General features: G+C 51.2%; 18 protein-coding genes. 11 read left to right on the forward strand and 7 right to left on the reverse strand.

Features of this window, described 5'->3' with window-relative positions; genetic code table 11:
- Window positions 1-108: 108 nt before the first annotated feature.
- The 5 genes from guaA to ACTS3T_RS06675 all read left to right on the forward strand — a co-directional run bounded on the left by guaA (window position 109) and on the right by ACTS3T_RS06675 (window position 9,211).
- Window positions 109-1,722, forward strand: coding sequence for a glutamine-hydrolyzing GMP synthase (guaA, locus tag ACTS3T_RS06655; RefSeq protein ID WP_377960246.1), 1,614 nt, complete (start codon window positions 109-111; stop codon window positions 1,720-1,722).
- Between the two features lie 162 nt (window positions 1,723-1,884).
- Complete coding sequence (locus tag ACTS3T_RS06660) at window positions 1,885-3,027, forward strand: esterase-like activity of phytase family protein (RefSeq protein ID WP_377960248.1); 1,143 nt, start codon at window positions 1,885-1,887, stop codon at window positions 3,025-3,027.
- Window positions 3,028-3,155: 128 nt separating this feature from the next.
- Window positions 3,156-4,307 carry an NAD-dependent epimerase/dehydratase family protein gene (locus ACTS3T_RS06665; protein WP_377960250.1) on the forward strand — a complete coding sequence of 384 codons (1,152 nt, stop codon included), beginning with the start codon at window positions 3,156-3,158 and terminating at the stop codon, window positions 4,305-4,307.
- Between the two features lie 99 nt (window positions 4,308-4,406).
- Window positions 4,407-5,540 (forward strand): glycosyltransferase, encoded by a 1,134-nt coding sequence (locus tag ACTS3T_RS06670; protein WP_377960252.1) that lies wholly within the window; start codon window positions 4,407-4,409, stop codon window positions 5,538-5,540.
- Between the two features lie 137 nt (window positions 5,541-5,677).
- Window positions 5,678-9,211: an EAL domain-containing protein gene (locus ACTS3T_RS06675; protein WP_377960254.1), complete on the forward strand. Its 3,534-nt coding sequence runs from the start codon at window positions 5,678-5,680 to the stop codon at window positions 9,209-9,211.
- 15 nt (window positions 9,212-9,226) lie between these two features.
- Here the strand turns inward: ACTS3T_RS06675 and ACTS3T_RS06680 are convergent, their stop codons facing one another.
- The 5 genes from ACTS3T_RS06680 to ACTS3T_RS06700 form a co-directional block, all read right to left on the reverse strand.
- A complete protein-coding gene (locus ACTS3T_RS06680; RefSeq protein ID WP_377960256.1) occupies window positions 9,227-10,198 on the reverse strand; it encodes a CHAD domain-containing protein in 972 nt (323 codons plus the stop codon).
- A gap of 433 nt (window positions 10,199-10,631) precedes the next feature.
- Complete coding sequence (locus ACTS3T_RS06685; protein ID WP_377960258.1) at window positions 10,632-11,768, reverse strand: tRNA (guanine-N1)-methyltransferase; 1,137 nt, start codon at window positions 11,766-11,768, stop codon at window positions 10,632-10,634.
- Window positions 11,765-12,067 carry a DUF2103 domain-containing protein gene (locus ACTS3T_RS06690; RefSeq protein WP_377960260.1) on the reverse strand — a complete coding sequence of 101 codons (303 nt, stop codon included), beginning with the start codon at window positions 12,065-12,067 and terminating at the stop codon, window positions 11,765-11,767. Before ACTS3T_RS06690 ends, ACTS3T_RS06685 begins: the two co-directional genes overlap by 4 nt.
- A 27-nt stretch (window positions 12,068-12,094) precedes the next feature.
- Window positions 12,095-12,421, reverse strand: coding sequence for an ATP-dependent Clp protease adapter ClpS (clpS, locus tag ACTS3T_RS06695; protein WP_377960296.1), 327 nt, complete (start codon window positions 12,419-12,421; stop codon window positions 12,095-12,097).
- A 248-nt stretch (window positions 12,422-12,669) separates the two neighbouring features.
- Complete coding sequence (locus tag ACTS3T_RS06700; protein WP_377960262.1) at window positions 12,670-14,145, reverse strand: leucyl aminopeptidase; 1,476 nt, start codon at window positions 14,143-14,145, stop codon at window positions 12,670-12,672.
- Window positions 14,146-14,347: 202 nt separating this feature from the next.
- On the opposite strand from ACTS3T_RS06700, the gene ACTS3T_RS06705 reads away from it, so the two are divergent.
- From ACTS3T_RS06705 to ACTS3T_RS06720, 4 genes are all read left to right on the forward strand, one after another.
- Window positions 14,348-16,564 carry a lytic transglycosylase domain-containing protein gene (locus ACTS3T_RS06705; RefSeq protein WP_377960264.1) on the forward strand — a complete coding sequence of 739 codons (2,217 nt, stop codon included), beginning with the start codon at window positions 14,348-14,350 and terminating at the stop codon, window positions 16,562-16,564.
- A 134-nt stretch (window positions 16,565-16,698) separates the two neighbouring features.
- Window positions 16,699-17,556, forward strand: a complete 858-nt coding sequence (locus ACTS3T_RS06710; protein ID WP_377960266.1) for a helix-turn-helix domain-containing protein — start codon at window positions 16,699-16,701, stop codon at window positions 17,554-17,556.
- 109 nt (window positions 17,557-17,665) lie between these two features.
- Window positions 17,666-18,466 carry a twin-arginine translocase subunit TatC gene (gene tatC / locus ACTS3T_RS06715; protein ID WP_377960268.1) on the forward strand — a complete coding sequence of 267 codons (801 nt, stop codon included), beginning with the start codon at window positions 17,666-17,668 and terminating at the stop codon, window positions 18,464-18,466.
- 123 nt (window positions 18,467-18,589) lie between these two features.
- Window positions 18,590-18,799: a hypothetical protein gene (locus tag ACTS3T_RS06720; RefSeq protein ID WP_377960270.1), complete on the forward strand. Its 210-nt coding sequence runs from the start codon at window positions 18,590-18,592 to the stop codon at window positions 18,797-18,799.
- 193 nt (window positions 18,800-18,992) lie between these two features.
- On the opposite strand, the gene ACTS3T_RS06725 is transcribed toward ACTS3T_RS06720, so the two are convergent.
- Window positions 18,993-20,249, reverse strand: a complete 1,257-nt coding sequence (locus tag ACTS3T_RS06725; RefSeq protein WP_377960272.1) for a cation:proton antiporter domain-containing protein — start codon at window positions 20,247-20,249, stop codon at window positions 18,993-18,995.
- 1,130 nt (window positions 20,250-21,379) lie between these two features.
- Here ACTS3T_RS06725 and ACTS3T_RS06730 point away from each other — a divergent pair.
- Both ACTS3T_RS06730 and ACTS3T_RS06735 read left to right on the forward strand, forming a co-directional pair.
- The gene (locus ACTS3T_RS06730) at window positions 21,380-22,309 is read left to right on the forward strand and encodes an acyl-CoA desaturase (RefSeq protein WP_377960274.1); all 930 of its coding nucleotides are present in this window, start codon (window positions 21,380-21,382) and stop codon (window positions 22,307-22,309) included.
- Window positions 22,310-22,405: 96 nt separating this feature from the next.
- The gene (locus ACTS3T_RS06735; RefSeq protein ID WP_377960276.1) at window positions 22,406-23,149 is read left to right on the forward strand and encodes a sterol desaturase family protein; all 744 of its coding nucleotides are present in this window, start codon (window positions 22,406-22,408) and stop codon (window positions 23,147-23,149) included.
- A 174-nt stretch (window positions 23,150-23,323) separates the two neighbouring features.
- Here the strand turns inward: ACTS3T_RS06735 and ACTS3T_RS06740 are convergent, their stop codons facing one another.
- The gene (locus ACTS3T_RS06740; protein WP_377960278.1) at window positions 23,324-23,740 is read right to left on the reverse strand and encodes a YraN family protein; all 417 of its coding nucleotides are present in this window, start codon (window positions 23,738-23,740) and stop codon (window positions 23,324-23,326) included.
- Window positions 23,741-23,856: the final 116 nt, after the last annotated feature.

Raw genomic sequence — 23,856 nt, forward strand, 5'->3', positions numbered from 1 at the left:
CCATCTCTAAAGCCCATCTCTAAAGCTTTGATAACAAGCAGGCTTAAAGACGGCTTTTACCTCTTAACTGATTGTTATTTCGTTCACCTCTACCACAGGACTAAGCCCGTGACCCTTCAAACCGAAAGCGCAACCCCTCCCGTCGCTCCCAATCTGCGAGACGTTAATCGGCAGATGCTGATCATTCTAGATTTTGGCTCACAATACTCTGAGCTGATTGCCCGTCGCATCCGCGAAACTCAGGTATATTCTGAGGTGCTTTCTTACCGCACAACGGCTGAGCAGCTACGGCAGCTCAATCCTAAAGGCATTATTCTTTCTGGCGGGCCAAGTTCAGTTTATGACGCTGGCGCTCCCCACTGCGACCCTGAAATTTGGGACTTGGGCATTCCTGTTTTGGGAGTTTGCTACGGCATGCAATTAATGGTGCAGCAACTCGGTGGCCAAGTTGAGCGGGCAGAACGCGGCGAATATGGCAAAGCCTCGCTGCATATTGATGATCCAACCGATTTGCTCACCAACGTAGAAGACGGTTCAACCATGTGGATGAGCCACGGGGATTCAGTCGCTGCCATGCCTGCTGGGTTTGAGACGCTAGCCCATACTGACAATACGCCTTGTGCTGCGATCGCCGATCATGGCCGCAAGCTCTATGGGGTGCAGTTTCACCCAGAAGTGGTGCATTCACAAGACGGCATTGCTTTAATCCGTAATTTTGTTTATCACATTTGCGACTGCGAACCCACCTGGACGACCGAAGCCTTTGTTGAAGAAGCCATTCGTGAAGTCAAAGCCAAAGTGGGTGAGAAGCGGGTGCTGTTGGCGCTCTCCGGTGGGGTCGATTCTTCAACGCTGGCCTTTTTGCTCCACCGCGCAATTGGCGACCAGCTCACCTGTATGTTTATTGACCAGGGCTTTATGCGTAAGTATGAGCCTGAGCGCTTGGTGCAGCTTTTTCGAGATGAGTTTGCCATTCCGGTTCATTATGTCAATGCTCGCGATCGCTTTATTGAACGCATTGCTGGCGTCACCGATCCGGAAGAAAAGCGCAAACGCATTGGCCATGAGTTTATTCGCGTTTTTGAAGAAGAATCTAGACGCTTAGGCCCTTTCGACTACCTGGCTCAGGGAACCCTTTATCCCGACGTGATTGAATCAGCAGACACCAACGTCGATCCTAAAACGGGAGAGCGGGTCGCAGTTAAAATCAAGAGCCACCACAATGTCGGCGGTTTGCCTAAAGATTTGCAGTTCAAGCTAGTTGAGCCGCTGCGTAAGCTATTTAAAGACGAAGTTCGCAAAGTTGGGCGCTCTATTGGTTTGCCGGAAGAAATTGTGCGGCGTCATCCTTTTCCGGGGCCAGGTTTAGCCATTCGCATTATTGGCGAAGTCACGGCTGAACGGTTAAATATTCTGCGCGATGCCGACTTTGTCGTTCGTGATGAAATCCAAAAACAGGGCATGTATCACGATTTTTGGCAGGCATTTGCCGTATTACTGCCCATTCGTAGCGTTGGTGTGATGGGCGATCAGCGCACCTACGCTCATCCGGTGGTGCTGCGGCTGATTGCCAGTGAAGATGGCATGACAGCCGACTGGTCGCGGGTGCCCTATGACCTGTTAGAAACGATCTCTAACCGCATGGTCAATGAAGTCAAAGGCGTCAACCGGGTGGTCTATGACATTACCTCTAAGCCACCTGGCACCATTGAGTGGGAATAAGAGCCTCTGGGGTTCTAGTGCTTGCGTTCTCAGACTGGGCGCTGGGAACTCGGCGCTGGCAGGTTTTGGAGAATTTGCCCTGGCGATTGCAGCTTGAGAATAAGGGAGGTAGCTAAAAAACGCGGCAGAATGAGGGTATTTGTTCGATAGCTTTTGGGTTTTATGGGTAGGTTTGCTGGCTTAATTGCGACCCTGCTGGCTGGGATTTGCAGCTTGTGGCTGACAAGCTGCGCTATTCCCCAGGTCAGCGCTGAAGATCGGCTATTTCTCAATTTGTCTTTAGAGTATTTAGGCCGCTATGAGTTGCCGCAGCAAGACTTTGAAGGGACTCCGGTTGGTGGACTGTCTGCGATTACCTACGACGTTCAGCGCGATCGCTTTTATGCTCTCTCCGACGATCGCGGCAACTTAGCACCGCCTCGGTTTTACGCGTTAAAGCTAGAGGTGCCAACTGAGCCGACTGCCGATTTAGGCTCGGTGACCATTGAGCAAGTGACTTTGTTGAAAGACGAAGCGGGCAATCCTTACCCGGCCAATCAACTCGACCCAGAGGGGATGGGACTGTCTCCTCGTCAAAGCCTATTGATCGTCAGCGAAGGAGATGCCGCTGATGTTCCTCGGCTAGATGAATATGACTTGGCCAGCGGCCAGCTTAAAACTCGCTTTCGCATTCCTGAGCGTTATCTACCGTCTGAGGATGAAGCGGAGACAAAAGGCGTACAGAATAACCTTAGCTTTGAGTCGCTTACGATTAATGCTGTCCCAGGCAGTACTGCCTGGGTAGAACCGTTTCGCCTGTTTATGGCTACAGAAGGGCCGCTACAGCAAGACTTAGACGACGATATTGCGATCGCCCCCAAAAATCGCTTTTTACACTACCTCATTGGTCAAGACCAATCCACCTTGATTTCAGAGCATCTTTATCCGCTCGATATTGGCCCCACCGGAACCCTGCTGACAGGTTTGAGCGAACTGCTAACGCTCGATCAAGGCGGGCACTTTTTAGCCTTAGAGCGATCGCTCGGATTCAAAGGCTTTGACATTCGGCTCTATCAGCTTTCAACCGGAGGAGCCACTGACATTTCTACCGTCGAAAGCTTAAAAGGAGATGTCAGCACCATTCAGCCCATTCAAAAACGCTTACTGCTGAACCTGGCTAGCGCCGACTTACCACTGGATAATTTTGAAGGCATGACCCTGGGGCCAGATTTATCAGGGGGCGATCGCAGTTTAATCTTAATCAGTGACAACAACTTTGAAGCGCAGCTACCAACGCAAATCTTAGTGTTTCGGCTACGGCAATAGCCCCAGCCAGCGATCAACCTAACCTTGACTTAACTTTACCCTCAGCAAATAAAAACGGAATGGTCTACAGGTACCCCAAACCTGATAGATTGAGCGAGTGTCAGCATAAAAGTTAAAGCTTGAGTGAAATGAGAGTCCTAGTTATTGGCGGTGATGGATACTGCGGTTGGGCAACTGCGCTCTACCTTTCTAACCAAGGTCATGACGTTGCCATTCTAGATAGCTTGGTGCGGCGACATTGGGATATGGAGCTATGCGTCGAAACCTTGACCCCCATTGCGCCCATCCAGGCTCGACTGCAACGGTGGCAAGATTTAACAGGCAAGTCAATCGACCTGTTTGTCGGTGATATCAACAACTACACCTTCCTCAAAGACGCCATGCTCAAGTTTGAGCCAGAGGCCGTGGTGCACTTTGGCGAGCAGCGCTCTGCGCCATTTTCTATGATCGACCGAGAACACGCTGTGCTTACCCAGGTCAACAACGTTGTGGGCACCCTCAATTTGCTTTACGTGATTCGTGAGCACTTCCCCAACTGCCACCTCGTCAAGCTGGGAACGATGGGCGAGTATGGCACCCCCAACATCGACATCGAAGAAGGCTACATCACCATTGAGCACAATGGCCGCAAAGATACCTTGCCTTATCCCAAGCAGCCCGGTTCTTTCTACCACCTCAGCAAAGTACACGACTCTCACAATATTCACTTTGCCTGCAAAATCTGGGGTCTACGCGCTACCGATCTTAATCAGGGCATTGTCTACGGCGTCTTGACCGAAGAAACGGGCATGGACGAACTGCTGATCAATCGGCTTGACTATGATGGCGTCTTTGGTACAGCGCTCAACCGCTTCTGCATTCAGGCTGCTATTGGGCACCCGCTGACGGTTTATGGCAAAGGCGGCCAAACGCGTGGTTTGCTCGATATTCGTGACACGGTTCGCTGCATTGAAATTGCGGTTAACAATCCGGCAAATCCGGGAGAATTCCGCGTCTTCAATCAGTTCACCGAAATGTTTAGCATTGCCGACCTCGCCATGATGGTGAAAAAAGCTGGCAATGCAATGGGGCTGAGCGTTGAAGTTAACAACTTAGAGAATCCTCGAGTTGAGCTAGAAGAACACTACTTCAACGCCAAAAATACCAAGCTCAAAGACCTAGGCTTAGAACCTCACTATCTCTCTGATTCTCTGCTGGACTCGTTGCTTAACTTTGCTGTTAAGTACAAAACTCGGGTAGACGAAAAACAAATTCTGCCTAAAGTTAAATGGAATAAATAGCGTCATGAGGGGTAGCGGTTGTTGAATCACTACCCCTTGATTTCAAGCTCTGCTGTTCCCTTAAGCGACCTCTGTCTGTCCCCCAGTTTCGAAACTCGTATGCGTATTGCTCTCTTTACCGAAACATTTTTACCCAAGGTTGATGGCATCGTTACTCGCTTAAAACACACGGTCGAACACCTGCAGCGTCAAGGTGATGAGGTTGTCGTGTTTTGCCCAGATGGGGGACTGCGAGAATATAAAGGTTCTCGCATTTGTGGTATTCCAGGATTTCCTTTGCCGCTGTATCCAGAACTGAAGCTGGCGTTTCCTAGACCCCTCATTCGCGCTTACCTAGAAGAATTTAAGCCAGATTTGATTCATGTGGTTAATCCGGCGTTTTTAGGCGTATCCGGAATTTACTACAGCAAGGTTTTGAATATTCCTTTAGTGGCCTCTTACCACACTCACCTGCCGAAGTATTTAGAGCACTACGGCCTCGGTATGTTTGAAGGGGTTTTGTGGGAGCTGCTGAAGGCAATGCACAATCAGGCGGTGATTAACCTCTGTACTTCGACGGCAATGCAAAGTGAGCTAAGCGAGCATGGCATTGAGCGGGTTGAGGTTTGGCAGCGGGGGGTTGATACCGATCTTTTTAGGCCAGAGTTGGCTAGCTCAGAAATGCGATCGCGCTTAAGCCAAGGCCACCCTGAAGCCCCCCTTCTGCTGTATATTGGTCGGCTTTCGGCGGAAAAAGAAATTGACCGCATCAAGCCTGTTCTAGAGGCAATTCCAGGGGCACGCTTAGCGCTGGTGGGCGATGGGCCTTATCGCGAAGAGTTAGAAAAGCATTTTGCCGGAACGGCTACCCATTTTGTGGGCTATCTGGCAGGTGCCGATTTAGCAGCGGCCTATGCCTCAGCCGATGTATTTGTCTTCCCTTCTCGCACCGAAACGCTAGGGCTGGTCTTGCTGGAAGCGATGGCGGCGGGTTGCCCGGTGGTGGCTGCTAACTCAGGCGGTATTCCCGATATTGTTACCAATGGCGTCAACGGTTTTATGTTTGACCCTGCCGATGAACAGGGGGCGATTACGGCCACTCAGCGTCTGTTTGCTGCCAAGACCGAACGAGAACTGATGCGCCGCAGCGCTCGTCTAGAAGCAGAAAAATGGGGCTGGGCCGCTGCAACAGGTCAGCTACAGCAGTTTTACCAAAAGGTTCTACTGGAAGCTTCTCTGCCATTGGCAGCTTAGGATAAGCTGGATAGAGTCTACAAATAGCGGTAGACCTAGAAGCGCTAGCCAATCGGCTGTGGCAAGCATGCCTAATGAGGGCATGGTAAAGAATAGCGTATTCCCTGGCCGCAGTGATTTGGCAGGATTAAGCTGCTATGGCCTCTGTTCAAATTCAACAGTCGATCATTCCTAATCCGCTCACCGTTTCGTTCAATACGTCGATCGCAAAGGCGATCGCACTGATGCAAGCGGCGGCAAAAACCGCTGGTTCGGCGGGAGGCAGTGACGGCTTCCAGCACATGCGAGCGAGCTGTGTTTTGGTAATAGAAGACACCCAATTGGTGGGGGTGTTTACCGAGCGAGATGTGGTGCGGTTGTGGGCCACGGGAGAGTCGTTTTGCGATCGCCCCATTGCGGCTGAAATGACCCCAACTCACATCACGCTGCCGCTTGCGGCTCTATCTGACGTTTCTGCCGTTGCCCATTTGATGCAACAGCAGCACCTACCCTATTTACCTGTTGTGGATAGTAGCCACCGGGTTGTGGGCTTGTTAACACCTAGCACTTTGCTAGCTGCCTGTGAGGGGGGGGATGGCACGAGCCAGCCTCAGTGGCCGTCTTTGGCCAGCGACATTGCCCAGCAGGTCTATGCCAATACTCAGCTTCCTTTAACAGACCTTAGCGTGGCTTGCCCCCGCTTGCCCTCAGCCACACCAACCGGGCAAAACGCTAAAACGACGTTAGGCAGTATTCTCAACCGCAGCAACATTGCGATCGCCAGTTTTTACCTATTTTCTGACTATACCTGGCAGTACAATTACTTTTCTGCTGGGTGTGAATCGGTTTTTGGCTTTACCGCGGCTGAAATGATGCAAGACATTTGGTGGTCGCGCATTTGCCCAGAAGACCAGCAGACAGTGGTTCAGCCCAGCCAAACAAAACTGATTGCGGGTGAGCCGTCACTGATGGAATACCGCTTTTTGCACAAAGACGGGCACTGGCGCTGGATTCGTAGCCGTCTGACTTCTTATTGGGAGGAAGATCTAGGTGGCTGGCATGTGATTGCTGCCGATGACGACATTACCGATCGCAAACAAACCGAACTGGCGCTACAAGAGCGCGATCGCCAGTTATCTACCCTGATTAGCAACTTACCCGGCGTGGTTTATCGCTGCCAAAACGATGCTAGCTGGAGCTTAGAATTCGCCAGCCAAAGCATCAAAACCCTAACTGGCTATTCGGCTGAAGATTTTGTGCAGCAACGCATCCCCTACCGCAATTGCATTCACCCTGAAGACTGGCCAACTATTCAGCAGCAAGTCGAAACTGCCCTGGCGCACCAAACAGCTTTTCAAATCACCTATCGTATTTTCCATGCCTCAGGAGAGCAGAAATGGGTTTGGGAACAGGGGCAGGGCGTCTTTGCTGAGACTGGAGAATTTCTGGCTATTGAAGGCTTAATTTTAGACATTACTCAGCAGAAGCAGACTGCAATTGAATTACAGCAGCTTAATCAGGCGCTAGAAGAACGAATAGCCCGCCGGACGGCTGCTTTACTCGAAAGTGAGTATTTGTATCGGTTTTTGGCCGAAAATGCAACCGATATGATTTCTCGCCATGCTGCCGATGGCACGATTGTGTATGTTTCACCCGCGTGTGAAACCCTGTTGCAGTATCATCCTGCTGAGCTGTTGGGCAAATGCTACGGCGACTTTTGGCATCCTGACGACTTAGACCTTTTTGAGCGATCGCGTTTAGAACTCTTGAGTCAGCCCAATCTCAGGATTGTGACGTATCGGGCAATGCGCAAAGATGGTCAAGTGGTCTGGCTAGAATCGACTGTGCAGCAAATTACAGACCGCCGAATTGGCGATTTGCCCGAAATTTTAGCAGTATCGCGCGATATTACGGCTAGAAAACAGATTGAGGAAAAGCTGAGCAAAAGCGAAACCCATTTGCGCTTGGCTCAGCGGATTGCAGGTTTGGGCAGTTGGGAACTGGATTTGCAATCTTGGCAGATTACCTGGACACAAGAAGTTTTTCGCATTTTTGGCCGATCGCTTCAGCTTGGGCCTCCCACTTATGAAGAGCTAATACAATACATACACCCAGACGATCGCGATCGCCACAGTCGGGTTGTCGAGCAGGCGATCGAGCAGCAGCAAAACTTTGAGGCAGAATTTCGTCTCCATCGGCCTGATGGTCGCCTGACCTATCTCAATGCGCGAGGAGAAATTATTGTTAACCGCGAAGGGCAGCGCGTTGCTCTAGTGGGCACCGTACTCGACATTACCGAACGCAAGCAGATTGAAGCGCAACTGCGCCAGGTTAATCTGGAACTAACACACTTTAACGCGGCTCTAGAAGAACAGGTCGAACAACGCACGCAACAGCTCCAGCAGCGCATCCTCTACGATGAGCTAACTCATTTACCCAGTCGCTCCTTTTTGTTGCAGCATATTCAGCAAGCGATTTTAGACTGCCAGCAAGGCGTATGCTCACAATTTGCGCTGCTTTATTTAGACTGCGATCAGTTTAAGCTGATCAACAGTTCGCTAGGGCATGAAGTTGGCGATCGCTTGCTGGTGGCAATTCGCGATCGCCTGCGCAGTTGTCTGTTACCCACCGATTTGTTAGCCCGCGTCGGTGAAGACGAATTTTGTATTTTGCGTCCGGCGCTACCCTGCCCAGCCGCCGCCGAATCGCTGGCTCTCCATTGCCTAAGTGCTTTTAGCGCCCCCTTTTTAATTGGCGAATATGACATGTTTGTCACAGCTTGTATCGGCGTAGCCGTCAGTAGCCCAGACTATCAGCGACCTCAAGATATTTTGCGAGACGCTGATACAGCCATGTACAAAGCCAAAGCCAAAGGAAAGGGGTGTCACCAAATTTTTGACCAGGTGATGCGGCGCTCGACGGTGCAGCGGTTAACGCTAGAAAATGATTTGCAGCGGGCGTTAGATCGAGAAGAATTCTGCGTTTACTATCAGCCCATCATCCACTTAGCCAGTCAGGCGGTTTGGGGCTTTGAAGCCCTGGTGCGCTGGCAGCATCCTACTCGCGGCTTGGTGGCTCCTAATGAGTTTATTCCCTGCTTAGAAGAAACTGGCCTGATTGTTCCGGCTGGCAGGCAAATTTTACGTCAGGCTTGCCAGCAACTCCAGCGCTGGCAGCAGCAAGGCTGGAATACCCTTAAACTAAGTGCCAACCTCTCCGTGCGGCAGTTTGCCCATCCACTGTTGCTAGAAGAAATTGACCAGGTTCTAGCCGAAACGGGGCTGGATCCCGATCAGCTCAAGCTGGAAATTACCGAAAGCGCTATTATGGACAATCCTGAAAGCGCCATTACCCTCATTCGCGAACTGCGATCGCGCCAAATTCAAATCAGCATTGATGACTTTGGTACGGGCTATTCCTCTCTCAGCTATCTGCAACAGCTCCCGGTAGACAGTCTCAAAATCGATCGCTCTTTTATCAACCGCATCGATCAAGCTGACAAAAATTCCGAAATTGTTCAAGCCATTAACAACTTAGGCCATACCTTAGGCATGAACGTCATCGCTGAGGGGATTGAAACTGCTGCCCAACTTTCGCACCTCCAGCAGCTAGGCTGCGAATATGGCCAGGGTTTTTTCTTTGCTAAACCCCTGAGCAACGACGCAGCCAGCCGTTTTCTCAGGCAGCATTAGCTAGGCAGTGCCAGCCTAAACAGTCGCCAAACTTTTCAGCAAAGCGGATTTATCCAGACGCTTTTGGGGAGATTGATGGGCTTTGCTTTGCCAGGTTTGCCAGTATGCCTTGAGCCGACGGATGAAGTGCTTGGGCTTTTCCGCGTACAGGCGCTGGCCTAAAAAGTGAGCAGCCGTTTGCAGCTCGGCCTGCCGATGATCGATTAAAGTGATCAAAACTTCTAGGTGTTCGTTGCCTTTTAGCCGTTTAGGCTGGCTGAGGAGAAATTGCCGCAGCATGGCCAGGTCATGATCATCGCCAAGATAGTCGGCCAGAATACTCGCTTCTGCCGCCCAAGCAGTCATCATTTCAGGCCACAGCGGTTTGAGCAGGCGCAGGTCATACCATAAATATTTAACCCGCTTGCGCCACTCGTGCATGTTTTCAGGGGTGTTGTCTTTGTAAGCAGTCTGAAAGGCTTTGCGACCCCGCTTGTAAGTTTTGTGCAGGTTGGGCGCTAAAGCAGACCAGTTGTGATGCTTTAGAGGCCAGCTCGCCATGCGATCGCGGGCTGTCTTTAGATCTGGCAGCACAGCGGTGACGGCATTTTCTTCGTTAATAATGTAGTGCTGGGTGGCTTCGCTGTAAGCGTCTAGGGCTTGGCGAATTGAATCAAACGCTTCGGCATCCAGCGTATCAGCAAAATGCTGCGCTAGCGCTTCTAGGGTATTGATCCGCACCTGGGCGTCTCGCACTTCTGAAAGCTGACGGCCAGCGTCTCGAAAGCAGCTATTTTCTTGGTGATAAATGGTTTCTCCCAGTTCACTGCGAACCAAACGGACAACGGCTCGAATCTGCTTAAACCGCTTGCGAGCGGCATGAATAGATTCTTCTTGATTGTCGGCAGTTTGATTTTCAAGCTGGGCGATCGCCTTGTCTAGCTGCTCTCGGCCAATTCGTTTGATGCCGTCTGGCAAAGATTCTTTCTGAGTTAAGGAATAAGACATGATTGTGCTGAGGTCGATGTAAGCCAAGCTTTATATTTTAACCAAGGCTTAACCTCTTGCCCTCCTTCTCAGGATAAGCCTAAATGCTTATCTCCTGGTGATAGGGGTTAAGAAACTATAGCGAGGGGTAGACTTTAGCTGACAAATTTTTCTGTTTGTAAAGTTATATCAATTCTCGATTTTGGATTTTCGATTTTGAATTGAACAGTCTTGGCTCTGCATACGTTTCGTCAGTCTCATCTGTACCTTTCTTTTGCAGAATTGGTATTACGGCTATAGCCGCTTGGGAGAGATCATTTGCCTTGCTTCAGGCCCTACCCCAAACGCTGAGATATTAAGGGGCAACAGGGTCTTTAAGGCAAAAATTTGGGCAACTTTCAAGCTGAAAGCCATTTACGCAGCCCGCCGGATCTCAATCTCCAAACGGTCTAGATTAGGGGTTAGTCGATTCCTGTTTGGCTAGCTCAATACAGGTAGCAATGGAAGCATCAGTTTTAACCGCTTGAAAATCTAAATGCGTTAGGGCGGCTTGATAACCGCGATCGCGGAGCAATTGAATTAAGCGATCGCGGCGCGGAATATCCAGCTTGCCGTGGCGACCAATTTCACCCAGCGTAAAATAATAGGGCGGTAGGTTCGCTTCTGCTTCCATAATTTTGAGCAGCTTAACCCGACGCGACCACTGCCAATCTTTGGCTAGACGGATCATTTGACCCAGAAAATCGATATCGTGCAGGGGGCCGAGCCATAGCGGGCCGCTTAGCGTCATGGGCTTTGCTGGCGTAGACGAAACACAAGCCGGACAGCGGACATCGCCTAGCTTGCGCCAAGAAACTGTTTGATAGTGGCCGCAATCGTGACAGTAGCCCAAAAACCCGTAATTTTCAGGTAGCCAGGGCTGATCCATTACCAGGCGTAACATGACTCGATGCACCGACCCGTTAAATAAAGAAAAAATTGGCTGCACCTGCATGCCCTTAGTCCCGGCCTGCTGCAGCGCTGTGCCAATTAATAGGCGCAAGCCCTGTTCATGCACAGCCGGATGAGCGCGGGCGCAAGCGCCATAAACTTGCAAGCTTTTTTCTACATTGTGGCCGCCTGTGGTGCGGGTGTCGGTACTGGTGAGGTAAAGTAAGCCGCCGATTTTAGTCGCCCACAAAGCCGTTTGCAAAAACGGGGTAGGGCTGCCAAAGCTATCAATATCAACTAGATCGTAGAAGTCTCGCTGCTGGTAGCAGCTAAAGAAAATTTGGTTGGCATCTTGCTGGGTAATGCGGTAAGAGCGAGGACGCATCCCCAAAGCCAAATTTTTGGCCAGGGTGGCTTGTACCTCTGGGTTGCCTTCGTTAGCCCAAACCCAGTCAGCTTCTGCCTCTAGCTGATAGCGCAAAGCCCGCACGCCGCAGCCCGTCATGGCATCTAGAACCCGAAGTTGGCCATGCCGCACTCTATAGAGGGCTGCGGCTAAAATAGCCAAGTCTCGCCCCACCTGACTGTGAGGTCGATAAAAGGCACGATCAATGTTGAAGAAGGCTTTTCCCTCTCGGTACCAGCCTGAATCCGGCTTCATGGACGGCTAGCATCTAATACCTGGGCGATCGCAGCTTCTAAGCTGATTTGATCTAGAGTTGTCAGCACAAAAACTTCCTGCACGGCTTTCGCTTTGCGGGCAATTAGTTTATAGCCGCCTCGAATGGGTACCGACACTTTGATCTGGAGCTTGGGCACATGCGATCGCGTTGTTTTAATTTCACCGGGGGTAATCGTGCGGATGTTGCCTGAAGCCAGCAGCTTCTCTAAGACCGGAATCAGTTTGGGAATATGCGTGGAATGATTCCAGACTAACCTGCCTTCAGACGACTTCCCCATAAAAACTCCGCTGGTAACAACAGTAAACTAAGCCCGCTCTAAAGGAGCCATCGTCAAACCAGCTCGACTCAACTGGCTGTGATACAGTTCCGCCTGCTCTAATGGGCCAATCCAAACAATCGCTTGACCCTCATCATGAATCTGATGGGTTAGCTCCCAAGCGCGATCGCTCGACATATTGGGAATATACTTCATCAAGCATTCAGCAACGTGCTGAAATGTGTTGAAGTCGTCATTTAGCACAATAATTTTGTAATTGGGATAAGGCTTGCGGGTGACTTGGCGAGATCGTTCTGGGGCAATGGTCGGAGAGGAAGAAGCCGCTTGGGGTGCCACCGAAGGTACCGAAATCATAGTCACAACAGGGTATTAGAGTATTAACAAGAATCCATCAGCGAATGTTTGTACTCAGTCTATCTAATCTTTTGTAAAGGTTTAGCCGGGAAGGTCTTTAAGTTAGCCGAAAGCTGGCTGAGAAAGATTGCTCCTACAGCCACTACACTCGCTTCTCTCCACCGATCATACGACATCATCGGGATGCTCTCCGTCTATAGCAACCCGTTTATAGAGGGCGGAGTTTTGACTAGCAGCCGACAACCAAACTAGGCGATCGCCCACTGCACCAGCGTTCTGACCCCATAGCCTGTCCCGCCTGGGTTATTGTAGCCGCTTTCTTTTTCCGTCCAAACCGGGCCAGCGATGTCGAGGTGCGCCCAAGCGGTTTCTTTGACGAACTGTTGCAAAAACAAAGCCGCTGTAATCGCTCCACCCGGACGCGGCCCGGTATTTTTCATGTCGGCAACGACTGATTTCATGCCGTCAAAGTATTTTTCTTCTAGCGGCATTTGCCAGAGCTTTTCCCCAGCCGTTTCTGCCGCCTGCACAATACTCTCAGCTAACGCTGTGTCGGGACTCCATAACCCGGCAATATCATCCCCTAGGGCAATCAAGCAAGCACCCGTGAGGGTGGCAAGGTCAATCATGGCATCGACACCCAGCTTCTCGGCAAAAACGAGGGCATCCGCCAGCGTTAAACGGCCTTCAGCATCGGTGTTATTGACTTCAATGGTTTTACCATTAGAGGCGGTCAAAATATCGCCGGGATGCAAAGCACGACCGCTAATCATATTTTCGGTGGCGGCGCTAATAAAATGCACCTCAACGTCGGGCTGAATTTGGGCGATCGCCTTGGCGGCTCCCAGCGTGGCGGCGGCTCCTCCCATATCCATTTTCATCATTTCAATCCCGCTACCTGCCCCTTTAATGTTGAGGCCACCCGAGTCAAACGTCAGCCCTTTACCAATAATGGCAAGCTTCCGGCGAGGAGTACCCGTGGGTTTGTAGGTTAAATGGATAAACTTGGGCGGCAAGTCAGAAGCCTGAGCAACGCCCAAAAAAGCACCCATCCCTTGCGCCTCACATTCGGCTTGCTCCAGCACTTCTAGCTGTAAGTCGTGAGCTTGGGCAATTTCAGCAGCGGTTTCTGCCAGGTAAGCAGGGGTCACCACATTCGGCGGAGCCGATACCAGTTCACGCGCCAAGATCACACCGCTACAAACTGCCTGTGCTGTTTCGATCGCGCTGTTTTGGTCGGCCATCTCTAGCAGGTGAACGGTATCCACCTTGACGGCTGATTTGTCTTTGTTCTCTGACTTAAATCGCTTATCTTGATGAAGCGCTAGAATGGCTCCTTCTGTGATAGCCTGCGCTGCTATTTCGGGTGCCACAGCAGCCGTGACAAACTGAAAACCGACGACTGCACATTTTTCTTGGTTAGCCAAACGAGCCGCTGCCGCTGCTGCCTTGCGAAGCACTTCTGGGTTCAAGGCGGCGGCACTGCCCAAGCCGACTAGCCCTAACTTGCGAAATGGCCCCGCTTGACCGACGCGAATTGTAGCGCTGCTGCCCGTTTTGGCTTCAAACTCAGACTCATCAATGAGCGCCTGCAACAGACCGTCTAAGGTTTCGTCTAAAGCTGAAAAGGGGGCTTTAAGGGGTAAGTCTTCTTCTGTTAAACCGATAACTAAACAGTCACCGCTCCAGTCTAGACAGGATTTATTTGATGCTTGAAAGTCCATTCGCGATTTCGAAGTAACGTAGGTTCGCCTTGCCTAATGCTAGCGAGATTGACCAGCTTACAGCATCTCCCAGCTAGACTAGTCTACTGCAATTCCTTCAAAGACAGGCTGGTGTCTTCGGCGCGATCGCGCTGCTATTTTTTTGCTACAACTGCACTAAAGTCCAGACCCAATCTGCTCGACTCGCCGCCAAGGAAAAATCATGCTCAAGCACCTGAAGCAAAACATGCCCCTACTGGCCTTAGTGGGCGTCAGTACCCTTTCTCTCAGTCTGTTTGTGGGGCTAGCGGCTCTCATTGGTGGGTGGGGTTGGTTTAACCGCTCCGGCCAGCTTGAAGCGCCGCTAGCAGAGCGCACCTCCCCAGAATCAAACTCACAAGTGCTAAAGCTGGTCAGCCAGCCAGCGGCAACCCGAGCAACCCAGCTAATGGCGATCGCCCAAAGCGACTCATCTAGCCTAGAGCAGGCTAGAGCACGCTATTTGCTGGCGACTGATTTGATTAATCAGGGGCGAGGCGGTACCGCGATTGAATTGCTAACCGGGTTAGCAGACGAATATCCCACCTTGGCTCCTTATGTTTGGGTAAAGCAGGGGCAGGCTCAGGCGGCGGCAGGCCAGACGGCGGCGGCTGAGCAAACTTGGCAGCAAGCGGTTGAGCGCTATGGCGATCAGCCAGCGATCGCTGAAGCCCTGTTTCAGTTGGGCAAAACAGAGGCTCGGTATTGGGATCAGGCTCTAGCAAAGTTTCCGGCTCATCCCCGGAGCGTCGAAATTGCGCGGCAGCGGTTGGCCGATCAATCCAGCGGCGACCAGACGCTGGCGCTGCTGCTACAAATTGCCCAACATGGGCTATATCTCAGCGAAATTGAAACCTACCTCGATCGCCTGGTGGCGGAGTATGGCAGTCAGTTGCAGCCAGCAGATTGGCAAACGATTGGCTTTGGCTACTGGGAGATTCAGCGCTATGGCAAAGCCGGATCAGCCTATGCCCAAGCCCCGGCTAGCCCGCGTAATCTTTATCGCACAGCGCGTGGTTTGCAGTTAGGGGAGCAAAAAACAGCGGCGATCGCCGCCTATCAGCAGTTGGCCGCTCAGTTTCCCACCGCGCCTGAAACCGCTGAAGGGCTGATCAAGCTAGCGAATTTGCTGCCCCAAGCTCAAGCCCTTCCAGTGATCGATCGCGTCATTGCTAATTTTCCGGACTATGCGGCAGAAGCCCTGATGCTGCGGGCTAGAGATCTAGAATCGCTCGATAGCCCTGATTCAGCCGCCCAAGCGCGTCAGTCTGTGCTGACGCAGTATAGCAACTCGGAAGCCGCCGCAGAACTGCGCTGGCAATATGCCGAAAACGCTGCTGCCCAGCAAGATTTAGCTGCGGCCTATACCTGGGCACGCCAGTTACTAGCTGAGAACGCCGAGAGCGAACTCGCCAGCAAAGCCGCTTTTTGGGCGGGCAAATGGGCACAGCGCTTAGGGCAGTCGGCAGCAGCCCAGTTGGCCTTTGAACAAACGGTGCAGCGCTATCCAGAGTCTTACTATGCGTGGCGGGCAGCGGTGAGCTTGGGGTGGCCTGTGGGAGACTTTCAAACGGTGCGATCGCAGACCCCCGAAATTACCCAACCGGCGCAGCGATCGCTTTTGCCAGCCGGATCGCCCCAGTTGCAGGAGTTATACCAGCTTGGGCAAGACCAAGATGCCTGGAGTTTGTGGCAAAGCGAGTTTACCAATCTGCAAGACCCCTCCGTGACCGAGCAATTTACCGACGGTTTGATGCGTCTTGGGGTGGGCGATAACCTTGATGGCATTTTTATGGTGTCGAGTTTGGCTTGGCGCGATCGCCCCGCCGAAAAATCGCAGTACACTCAGCTCAAGCAGCAGGATGCTTATCGCCACGCCCTTTATCCGTTTCCGTTTGCCGAAATTATTGAAGCCTGGGCCAGTCAGCAGCAGCTTAATCCTTTGTTAGTCACCGCGCTCATCCGCCAAGAATCTCGCTTTGAACCCCAAATTCGCTCTTACGTGGGTGCGGTTGGGCTAATGCAGGTAATGCCCGACACGGCAGATTGGATTCAAGCCCAAACCGGGTTTGACAATATCAACCTAGAAGCCCCTTCTGACAACGTCAAACTAGGAACCTGGTATCTCGACTATACCCATTCAGAATATGGCGACAATTCACTGTTTGCCGTCGCTAGCTACAATGCTGGCCCCGGTAACGTAGCCGACTGGATTAGCCGCAACAACTTTGCTGACCTCGACGAATTTGTTGAGCGCATTCCTTTTCCCGAAACCCGTGGCTACGTAGACTCGGTGTTTGGCGGCTATTGGAACTATTTACAGCTTTACAGTCCAGCGATCGCTCAACTGCTGCAAAGTCATGCTAAAAAAACGCTGGCTCCCCTGCCGGAACTGAAATAAGGCCAGCCCAAACGGGGTTTTGGCAACCATCAGGGTTACCCCTAGCGGGTGAACAGACTTCATAATCCTGAGTCCATCCAGTAAGATAAGCACTAAACCCAGAGATTGTGCTTGAAGAGTTGGGATGTACTGGCGTGGCTAATTTAGATTCAGATCAGCTAGAGCAACTGCAAGAAGTTGGTATTTACCTGCGCCAAGTTCGACAAGAGCTGTCGCAGTCGCTGGAGGAAATTGCAACGCGTATCTTTATTCGGCCTTCTCTGCTACGGGCGATCGAAGAAGCCGATGCCGATCCGTTGCCTGAACCTGTGTTCATTCATGGGTTTATTCGTCGCTATGGCGATGCTTTGGGTTTAGATGGCATGGCCTTAGCCGATAACTTTTCAGTCAAAACGGCCATGGCTCATTCCACCGCAACGGCTCCAGCCGCTTTTGTGGCCAAACCTTTGCCCCCTGAGCCAGCCGCGACGGCGACTTTAACGCCCGCGCCCCCGGCTCAACGGCGCTCAGAATCGACCCCAGCAGGGCCATTACTGGCGATCGCGGCGTTTGTCATTGTCATTATCGGAGCGGTAGTGGCTTTACCGCGTCTGTTACAGCCAGCCGCAGATGCCCCAGATCCCGCGCCTGAAGCCACCACAGAACCTGCGCCTGAAGACACTGCTGCTCCCGATCCAGTGGCAACCCCAGAGCCTGCCACCCCGGCTGCACCCGAAACGCCTGCTTCTACTGCCCCAGTGAGTGTCAGCGTCAACTTGACTGGCGACTCTTGGATGCGCGTCATTGTCGATGGCCAGTCGCAGTTTGAAGGCTTGTTGACGGCAGGCAGCCAGGAAACCTGGGAAGGCCAAGAAGAAATTACCATCACAGCCGGAAATGCTGGAGCCGTTGCGCTTTCCGCTAATGGTGAAGAGGCGGTACCAGTGGGTAGCCCCGGTCAGGTGCAAACCGTAACCTTTACCCCCAATTCCGCAGGCAACGCAACACCCTGATGAAAGTTAACAGAATGGCACGGACTCAAGCTAGCTGCCTGCATTCCAGAAACGCATCTCGATACAATATGGAGCAGTTACCGTTTTGTAAAGGAAGTCCGCATTTGCCATGACGCCTCCCTCAAATCTAGAGACAGCAGACAAGTCGGCTGATCTCAAGCCCAGTAAGGCTGAGGACACCGAGCAAGAGGATTTTTTAGACGAACTGCCAGATGATCTGGAGATGTCTCTCTTCGATCATTTAGAAGAACTGCGACTGCGGATCTTTTACGCGCTGATTGCTGTAATTGTGGCGGTTGTGGTTTGCTTTATTTTTGTTAATCGCATTGTAGAGCTGTTAGAAATTCCCGCCCAAGGTGCCAAATTTCTCCAGCTTTCGCCCGGTGAATACTTTTTTGTGTCGATTAAAGTAGCCGGATACAGCGGTTTGTTGCTGGCGAGTCCGTTTATTCTCTACCAAATCATTCAGTTTGTTTTGCCGGGACTCACCCGCCGCGAACGGCGACTGATTGGGCCGATTGTTTTAGGGTCTAGCATTTTGTTTGCGGTGGGATTGGGATTTGCCTACGTGGCCTTAATTCCAGCCGCACTCAACTTTTTTATTAACTACGGGGAAGGGGTTGTTGAGCAGCTTTGGTCGATCGATCGCTATTTTGAATTTGTGCTGTTACTGCTGTTTAGTACGGGCTTAGCCTTTCAAATTCCAGTTATTCAACTGCTTTTGGGTTTGCTGGGGATTGTCTCTTCTAAAGTGATGCTGCAGGGCTGGCGCTACGTTTTGCTGGGGGCTGCCGTTTTGGGGGCGGTGCTAACGCCTTCTACTGATCCCATTACCCAAAGTTTGCTGGCTGGCGCGGTTTTGTTTTTGTACTTTGGCGGCATTTTTATGGTGAAGGCGATTGGCCGCTAAGGGGGGCTAACCGAACGATTTAGATGAGAGCGGCTACCGGGTTGCGGCTTGAGAGGTTGCTAAGATCCCAGTAAGCCCCCGATGGGGATTGTCCTTTAGCGTCAACGTTTGGATAAGGAGCTAGTGGTGGAGATCAATTGTGCCGAAGCCTGCATCAATGGCTGTGTGTTAGGGGATGAGTGCCCCAATTTAGCGTACAAGCAGCAGGCTTCTGAGTTTATTCAAGAAACTTCCTTAGATGACATGCTAAAAATGGCGGAAGAAGCCGTCCGCAAAAAGATGTTAGAACGGGCTGCGCAACCGCCTAAATGGGTTTACCCAGACGAGCAGTAAGTCTCTGGCTAGGGCTTAGCGATCGCTGAGTGGTCACTATGGTAGGTATACGGCGATCGCCCCTTTGCCGCGAACAGTTCTTTAGCGGTGGACTAAACCTTGTATAGCTGTAGCACCAAGGGTTGAGACACCTCAATGGCTGAGAGCCGCCGACAGAAAAGCTTTCCTTCTGCTCTTTATCGTCTGGCTTTAGCTATGTCTGCTTGCAAGCATAGCTGTGGTAGAGCCGTGTCAAGGGGGTAGCGCTCAAGCCTTGAGCCACAATCGAGGCGAACACCATCAGCGAACAGACCAGCCACACCTCTTCAATACCTGTGCGGCGCAGGCAATAGCCAGCATAAAAAATGGCAGCAACACCCACTGGCCCAAACCACCCGGCAAACAATGCCTCCGGCAAATTTTGCAAAGCCGGAATTTGACGATACAGCAGCAAAACAGCAGGCAAACGTCGTAACAGCAGCACAGCAACCACCAGCAGCCAACTCTTCCAGCCCAAGGCTAGCCACTGCTGCCACGGGATCATTGTTCCTAGCAACACAAAAATGGGGAGGGTGAAAAAGCGGTTGATCGCCTCTTGCACGTTGTCTTCCTGCGATCGCTGCTGCCCCCCAATCACATTGCCAAAAACCAATCCCGCTACAAAAACAGCTAAAATGCCGTCGGTGCCCAACAACCGCGTCGCCCCCAAAACTGTAATAGAAAGAGCCAGACTATAGGCAATAAAGGACGTATTTTCAATCGTTTTTTGACGTTCTGCCCATTTTAAGAGTTGCCCCGCGACAAACCCTGTTATGGCACCCAAAACAACCGCTCCGACAATTTCTCCCAAAACAACATGCACTAACCAGTAGGGCAAAACGCCGCTGGTCTGTAGCGCTGAGCCGTCGGCAGAGCCTACCAAAATCAACACACACAACAGCACCAGCGGATAGGCAAGACCATCGTTGCTGCCAGATTCAGCCGAAATAATATGGCGTAACCGCGGTGGCAAATCTGCTTCTGCCACCGCTCCAGTCACAATTGAAGTAGCCACGACCGGATCCGTGGGGGTAATGGCAGCACCAATCATCATCGCTTGCCAAAACGGTAGCCCCAAAATGAAGTAAACCAGTAAGCCGCTGATTACCCACATCAGCGGCATCACTATCCCTAACAAGACCACTAAACCGCGCCAGTGATGCCAAAAATAGTTCTGCGGTAGACGCAAAGCTACGCCCATTAAGCCAATTGCCATCGTCAGGCGAGCTGTTTGCTCTAAAATGTGCTCTTGTGCCAAGCCCCACTGATTCGGATCAATCCAGTGGAGCGCAACTGGGCCTAAAGCGATCCCCAAAAGTAAAGCGGTGAGGGGATCGGAAGTCCACCAGTTGCGGCGAAAGTAATCAGAGACAAGTCCTAAAAAGAGAACGACTCCACCGAGGGCGGTGAGTACAATATTGAGCTGATCCAATTTAAGCGGTTAAAAATGCGACAAGTCTGAGGTTAAAAACAGAGAGCAATAGATTGAGTCGCTAACGGTGAATAGCGTTAACGCCAAAGCTGCTGTTTACGCTCTTAGGGTAGGCAAGTTTTGGAGCTTTAGCCTCTGCCGTAAGTAGAAGACTTTGGATAAAATCGGTTGATGATAAATTCCTCTAACCCTTGCTAGCGATACCGCTGCTAGCGATGACTGGTTTCTGGGTGGGTGATAAAGCGATCGCTTGATTGCTTTTATCTAAATCTGTGGTTGAGCTAAAGTGTGCCTTCTGGGCTGCCTTTAACGTTTACAAAAAATATTATTTGAATTCGTTAGTTTTTTTGAAAGTCAACTGACTTTGCTGATTGTTTTTACTTATTAAAACTATTTCTTTTTCAAATCTTTTTCAGGTAATCTCTCTTCGGTTTGCTTTGGTTTAAATCTTTCTACCAGCTTAGAAAAGAGATTTTGATTGCAGCGCCTGCCTGCCTAAAAAAGCAGAAAATCCAACTGGCTAGGCTAGAAGGCATCCTCTCTTTTTCGTATACCATACGGTATGGTAAGCAATATCCTCTAAGTTCAGGTTAGTACATGACAAATTTACTGGATAAAACCGTCGAGTCTGGCTCAGGATTCAACTCGACGGCCTTATTCTTCTATCGCCATGGAGATGGCCTCAGCTTGTGGGCTTTGTCATGTTAAGTGTTTGACGTCTGTCTCACTGCCTGAAAGCAGAATTTTAGACCCGCTGACTATAAAACCGGCTTGTCCTATCGGTTGCCTAGTTTTATCAAGCGACCCGTGCCTTTTGCTTGAAGGCGCTTGTGAGTAACTCGATCGCTATCAGCGTCATCAAGGGAGAGTTTGAGCTTTTAGGCGCTGACGCCAACTTTCAGGGCTAGCAAGGGGGAAGGATTTCAAGTCACTTTGATCGCCTGCTTACCACTTTGGTAAACGGGCTAGCAGGCGAGAATGATTGGGAATCTTACAAATGTGATAGGTTGACCATCTAGTTGGGGTGAGCCATCCGTTATCAAACGGTCGCGAATAGAAGCGACGTCTGCTTGAAAATGGCACAAGACGACTATTTTGAAAAAACAATTTTTAGGATAAAACGAAGAAACATGAGGCCATATTCCTCGCTGACGGCTGTTGCTTATCTGGTTGGGCCTGCCTTGATTCTTGTCAGCCATCTTGGCGCTTTACTTATTTTGATCACTGGGCTATCTTGGGGCGCTTTTGTATGGATGGTGGGGCTATATCTTGTTCGCATGTTGGCAACAACTGGCATCTATCATCGTCTGCTAACCCACAAAAGCTATCAGGCTCCTCAGTTCGTTTTGTGGATAGGGAGTCTGGTGGCTGCCTCAGCCGGACAAATGGGGCCAAGCTGGTGGAAAGCTCACCACATGAGCCATCATCGCTATGCCGATGGCGATCGCGATCCTCACTCTCCCCTATCTTTTCGGCAAAAATTGGGCGGGTTTTATTGGTCACAAGGGGGATGGCTGTTGTCTGATCAGTTTTTTCCGGCCAAGTTACCCCGCGATGTTGAACAAGATGTGGTTTTGAAGGTAATTGACCGTTTGCATTTTGTCCCGCTGGTGGCGCTGGGAGCGATTTCTTATTGGCTGGGTGGGCTGGAATATCTTGGCGCGTTTTTTCTCAGCACGACTTTGTTATTTCATGGGGTACAGACGGTTAATTCTCTTTGTCACCTAGTGGGTGAACAACCCTTTGCCACCGATGATGCCAGCCGCAACAACAAGCTAGTAGCCCTTCTCACCTTGGGAGAAGGTTGGCACAATCTCCACCACGCTTTTCAGGCTTCTAGTCGGCATGGCATTACCTTGCGGGCGGGGGAAGTGGTTTATCTGCCGGATCCAACGTTTAGTTTTATCAAGCTACTTGAGTTTTTAGGCTTAGCGGCAAAGTTAAGACTGCCGACTGAATCTGAACTGCAGCAACGTGCTAGAGACAGTTCGGGGCAACCTTTGGCGGCGCTAGTTGCAACCGACGTATCGACTGCTTGCACTGACTCGCTGCGGGTCTAGGCGGTTAATCAGCCGAGGGGTAACCCTTACGGGGATAGATGCCAGACAGCGAAAGGCTAGGCTAAGTTACTTCATGCTGTCATTTGGTTGTTTGGCTTGGTTATTCGTGACGTTGGCTATTACTGGTTGGTTTTTCTGGCATTTATTTTGGGGCGCTATTTTCTAGTTGCTGGCGGCGCTTTTTGGTTATTTTGCTCTGGCAATAAGTCTACGGTTTGGGATCAAACAATTTCGCGATCGCAGCGGTGGCATCTCATCCGCCAAGATATTGCGCTTTCGGTTTCGTCGGCTTTTGTCTTTGCGCTTTTAGCAGCCCTGATCATGATCGCTTACAAAGCTGGCAGCACTCGCCTCTACAGCTCTATTGATCAGTATGGTTGGGGCTATTTAGCCCTGAGCTTTGGTGCCATTTTGGTTTTGCAGGATACTTATTTTTACTTTACGCATCGCATCCTGCATCATCCTCAACTTTTCAAGCGCATCCATCAAGGACACCACCGCGCTCGGATCCCGACGCCGTGGACTTCTTTTGCGTTTGAACCGGGGGAAGCTTTGATCCACGGCCTCTTTTTTGTCGGTTTGGTTTATGTGATGCCGCTGCACTTTTTGACTTTGATCGCTGCCTTGGTGACGATGACTCTGTGGGCGATCGCCACCCATCTAGGGTTTGAACTAATTCCCCCCGGCTTCTCGCTACCCTGGCTACGGCGTGGACTGATTGGCCCGGTTCACCATGCAATTCACCACCGCAAACATCAGGTGCATTTAGGGTTGTACTTCACTTTTTGGGATCGCGTCTTGGGCACAACGGATTCGGCCTATTTAGACAGGTATAGCTAAGGGCAGCGGGAAAGCTTTTCTGTTAGGGGCTTGCAGCCATTGAAGTGTCTCAACGCGGGTGGCGATAGCCAGAAACTGATCGATTTTTTCTAGACTGCCACCCCGGAATAGGCCGCCACCGCGATGGCTAGCCAGGGAACATGAGCAAGGCCAGACTTGTTGCCGCTTCAGGGTTTAGTCAAAAGCAGCCACAATATAGTCTTGCAAAATCAGTTGAGGTGGGTGTGATGGCGCGATCGCCCCTCTACACCTAACCAATGCGACGTCGAAACGGCACGAGCAATCGGCTAAATCGGGATGCTGAGCCAAAAACAGCTTGGCGCTTTGCCACAGTTTGGCCTGCTTGGTGACGGTAATAGCCAGCAGCCCGTTGCTATCCCAATTGCCGCGACTGCGCGTTTTCACTTCTACAAAGCTAAGCTGGGCGTCATCAGGACGGTTGGCCCCACTGTGATAGGCCACCAGGTCAAGTTCACCCCAGCGGCAACGCCAGCGACGATAGAGAATTTGCCAACCCTGCCGCATCAGCCAATCTGCCACCATCTGTTCACCTTGCTGACCAAGTTCATCCCGTGAGAGAGAATGCGCCATGTTAGCAACTCCTAAACCTATCGGTGGTTTCAGGGTAGACAGGGCTAGGCCAGCGTTAACATCTGCTGATAGGCACAGGGCTGCGGGCAGCAGGAAAGCTGTGCGGTCAAGGGCTT

Source organism: Almyronema sp. (assembly GCF_052168255.1).
Lineage (GTDB): Bacteria > Cyanobacteriota > Cyanobacteriia > Phormidesmidales > Phormidesmidaceae > Sphaerothrix > Sphaerothrix epifaneia.

Coding starts and splice junctions, on each gene's coding strand:
- ACTS3T_RS06740 (WP_377960278.1), bottom strand. CDS start 23,740: ATGGCGCATTCTCTCTCACGGGATGAACTTGGTCAGCAAGGTGAACAG.
- ACTS3T_RS06670 (WP_377960252.1), top strand. CDS start 4,407: ATGCGTATTGCTCTCTTTACCGAAACATTTTTACCCAAGGTTGATGGC.
- ACTS3T_RS06665 (WP_377960250.1), top strand. CDS start 3,156: ATGAGAGTCCTAGTTATTGGCGGTGATGGATACTGCGGTTGGGCAACT.
- ACTS3T_RS06705 (WP_377960264.1), top strand. CDS start 14,348: ATGCTCAAGCACCTGAAGCAAAACATGCCCCTACTGGCCTTAGTGGGC.
- ACTS3T_RS06680 (WP_377960256.1), bottom strand. CDS start 10,198: ATGTCTTATTCCTTAACTCAGAAAGAATCTTTGCCAGACGGCATCAAA.
- ACTS3T_RS06700 (WP_377960262.1), bottom strand. CDS start 14,145: ATGGACTTTCAAGCATCAAATAAATCCTGTCTAGACTGGAGCGGTGAC.
- tatC (WP_377960268.1), top strand. CDS start 17,666: ATGACGCCTCCCTCAAATCTAGAGACAGCAGACAAGTCGGCTGATCTC.
- ACTS3T_RS06685 (WP_377960258.1), bottom strand. CDS start 11,768: ATGAAGCCGGATTCAGGCTGGTACCGAGAGGGAAAAGCCTTCTTCAAC.
- ACTS3T_RS06690 (WP_377960260.1), bottom strand. CDS start 12,067: ATGGGGAAGTCGTCTGAAGGCAGGTTAGTCTGGAATCATTCCACGCAT.
- ACTS3T_RS06675 (WP_377960254.1), top strand. CDS start 5,678: ATGGCCTCTGTTCAAATTCAACAGTCGATCATTCCTAATCCGCTCACC.
- clpS (WP_377960296.1), bottom strand. CDS start 12,421: ATGATTTCGGTACCTTCGGTGGCACCCCAAGCGGCTTCTTCCTCTCCG.
- ACTS3T_RS06730 (WP_377960274.1), top strand. CDS start 21,380: ATGAGGCCATATTCCTCGCTGACGGCTGTTGCTTATCTGGTTGGGCCT.
- ACTS3T_RS06660 (WP_377960248.1), top strand. CDS start 1,885: ATGGGTAGGTTTGCTGGCTTAATTGCGACCCTGCTGGCTGGGATTTGC.